The organism is Clostridium sp., from assembly GCF_029258205.1.
Lineage (GTDB): Bacteria > Bacillota > Clostridia > Clostridiales > Clostridiaceae > Sarcina.
The window spans coordinates 1-3383 of sequence record NZ_JARHZJ010000077.1 but is presented as its reverse complement, the minus strand read 5'-3'; the positions used below and the strand labels follow the sequence as shown (position 1 = coordinate 3383).

At 27.3% G+C, this 3383-nt stretch carries 1 protein-coding gene and 1 pseudogene; both read right to left on the bottom strand.

What is annotated here, in order from left to right:
• Window positions 1-467 precede the first annotated feature (467 nt).
• Window positions 468-2660, bottom strand: a complete 2193-nt coding sequence (locus tag Q1J60_RS09495; protein ID WP_300261299.1) for an alpha-galactosidase — start codon at window positions 2658-2660, stop codon at window positions 468-470.
• Window positions 2661-3162: 502 nt separating this feature from the next.
• Window positions 3163-3383 (bottom strand): annotated as a pseudogene (locus Q1J60_RS09490) (UTP--glucose-1-phosphate uridylyltransferase); the annotation flags it as partial.

Below are 3383 nucleotides of genomic sequence, written 5' to 3'. Positions count from 1 at the left end.
TAATATCAACGCCAACCCCTTATGGAATAATTCAAAAATAAATAAAGTACTTAAATTATATTTCATTAACCATATAAAGTTTTTAAATATTTTTTTATTCATAATCCTCCTCATTTGCAACTTATTTAATATACTTCTCACTGAATAATTTATTTCAAAATTTTAATAAAACAAACTATCTTAACAAAAATATATTGTTAATTGTAACTTAAAAAAGTTCATAATTAAACCCCTATATATTATAAAAAAATATAAAAAAGCTAATTATGAACTATTGTTCCGTACTGTATTTTTAAGTGATTTTTAATATGTTTAAAGTTATATATAATCCTATACATTCTCTAATTAAAGATATATAGTTCTTTTTTATTTAAAGATATAAATTTAAAGCTAAGATTAAAGTAATAATTCTAACTTTAAATTACTTATAAATATATAGCTAAGTTCATTTCCAATAAAAACCCTTATTATAAAACTTTTTTCTTTAACCTCCAAAGTCTTGAAACATAATCTCCCTGAAGTTCTGGAATATTTAAACCTATATACATAAGTTCATCTCCACTAATTATTATGTCCTCTCCTATTATTTCATATTCTGAATCATTATCTAAGGCTGTAAGTTTTAAATTTCTAAAATTTTCATTTATTAAGCCCCACTGTCTAACATAACTTACAACAATATCATTCTCATCTTCTGAAATAATCATCCATGCTACTTCATTACTATTAAAAGGGCTCTTTAATCTATATAAAGTTCCAAATTGCACAGTTTCTCTAATTTCTTTATACAAACTTATTTGTTCCTTTAATTTTTCCTTTTCTTCCTCACTTAATTTAGTAATATCAAGCTCATATCCAAAATTTCCAGCCATAGCAGATACTCCTCTAGTTTCAAGTGAAGTTATTCTATTAGCTTGATGATTAGGAACTTCTGAAACATGACACCCCATGGAAATTGGAGGATAAACCATAGATGTCCCAAACTGTATTTTTAATCTTTCTATGGCATCTGTATCATCACTTGTCCAAGTTTGAGGCATATAATAAAGCATTCCTGGATCAAATCTTCCACCACCACCTGAGCAACTTTCAAATAATATATTAGGGAATCTACTTGTTATTTTCTCCATAACCCTATATAATCCTAAAATATATCTATGAGCTGTTTCTCTTTGTCTCTCTGAAATCAAACCTAAAGAACCTACCTCTGTCATATTTCTATTCATATCCCATTTAACATACGATATATTAGCACTTTCAAGAACTTTACTAATAGATTCTATTATATAATCACATACTTCTTTCCTTGATAAGTCTAGTATTAACTGTCTTCTTGCCTGAGACCTAGTTCTTCCTGGAATATGAATACACCAATTTGGATGTTTTTCATAAAGCTTACTAATAGGTGAAATCATCTCAGGTTCAAACCACAATCCAAATTCTAAGCCCATATTATTTATATCATTAGCTAGTTTATTAAGTCCACCCTTTAATTTATCCTCATTAACAAACCAATCTCCTAGGGAACTTTTATCATCATTTCTATTTCCAAACCATCCATCATCAAGAACAAAAAGTTCCATCCCTAGCTTTGAAGCCTCCTTAGCTATTTCCTTTATCTTAACCTCATTAAAATCAAAATATGTGGCTTCCCAATTATTTATAAGTATAGGTCTTACCTTATCTCTATATTTTCCTCTACATAATCTCTTTCTATAAAGATTATGGTAAATTTGAGACATTCCATTTAGCCCCTTTGAGGAATAAACCAAAACAGCCTCTGGTGATTGAAACTCTTCTTTTGACTCAAGTAACCATTTAAAATCAAAAGGATTTATTCCTATTTGAGCTCTTGCATTTCTGTACATATCAACTTCTACATTTGCTAAAAAGTTTCCACTATAAACTAAGCTAAAACCATAAACATCTCCATATTCATCATTGGCATCCTTACTACATAAGGCCATGAAAGGATTTTGAGCATGGCTACTTGCTCCTCTTCTACTTTCAATAGCTTGACTTCCACTTCTTAAAGGATTTCTAAGAATATGTCTTTCTCTTCCCCAAGATCCTGAAAGTTGAATAAAATCAAATTGATCAGTTATAAAATCTACATTAGCACTTAAAACTCTCTCTATATTTATCTTTTCATCACTATTATTCACTATCTTTAAACTTCTTGTAATAGCATCAAATTCTTCAAAAACATTATATGTTAAAATAACCTCTAAACTTTTTAGAGAATCAACCAAAATTATTTCTAGTGAAGTAGCTTCTTCATCTCTTTCAACATATACAGCTGGCAAACCTGAAAGCTTTTGCTTTCCTTCATAAACTCTATATGACTTATATCTTAAGTCAGTAGCTGATGTACCATCTTCATATTGAAATTCTAAACTAGGACTTCTTAAATCAGTAGCTCCAAATGTTGAACACTCCTGATGTAATAACTCTAACTGAAATCCACTTATATTATCCGTATCAGCACAAAAACTTCCAAAATATCTTCTTCTAAAAAAATATTCTAAGTTATTAGCTTTTAACTTTCTTCCCCAATACAAATGACCTAAATGTCCAGTCTCCATAATTTTAAAAACATAACTTGTATTCTTTGTCTTTAGATGAAAAGTATTAAAATCCTCATTATAATTTATACCCATAATTCTCCTAAAGTTAGTTATTAACTCTTTCCCCCTATATTTATACTAATATTTTTATATAGACTCTTCTAAATTGATTTTAACTTTTAAAGAAAACCTTAACATAAACTGCTAAAGTCTATAAACAAAAAGTCTTAATTCACTTTAAACCAAATTAATTATGAAAGCTAACTAAAATTATCAACAGTCCATATACAATTTATCCTTTAATAGCATTATATAGGTAATTTACTTTAAATTAAATATCTCAGTATATTTTATATAATAAAAATTTTTTAATAATATATTAAATTAAATCTATATTTTAAATTCACACCTACTTTTACTATTGCCTATCTTTATCTAAATTAAACGTTAATTATTTGCTAAAGGAAACATCTAATATTTTATACTAATACAAAAAATAAGCTGTATTAAAACTCAATAATATTCTTAAAAACCTAATGATAACATTAGAATTTATAAATTTATTTATGAGTTAATTTAATACAGCTTTCTAAAATCAAGCTTCTGTTACAAGCTCTTCTTTATCCTTTTTTTCCTCAACAGTTGCTTCAGTAAAGATATTTGTTTTAGAAGATAATTTTTTTAAGTAATCAATAAACCCATCTCTAAGATCTGGTCTTCTTAAAGCAAATTCAACTGTTGCTTCTAAAAATCCAAGTTTATCTCCCACATCATATCTTCTTCCTTCAAAGTCATAAGCATACATAGCTTCTTCTC

Excerpts from the sequence above, each read along its gene's own strand:
- Q1J60_RS09495 (WP_300261299.1), bottom strand. The coding sequence starts at position 2,660 with ATGGGTATAAATTATAATGAGGATTTTAATACTTTTCATCTAAAGACA.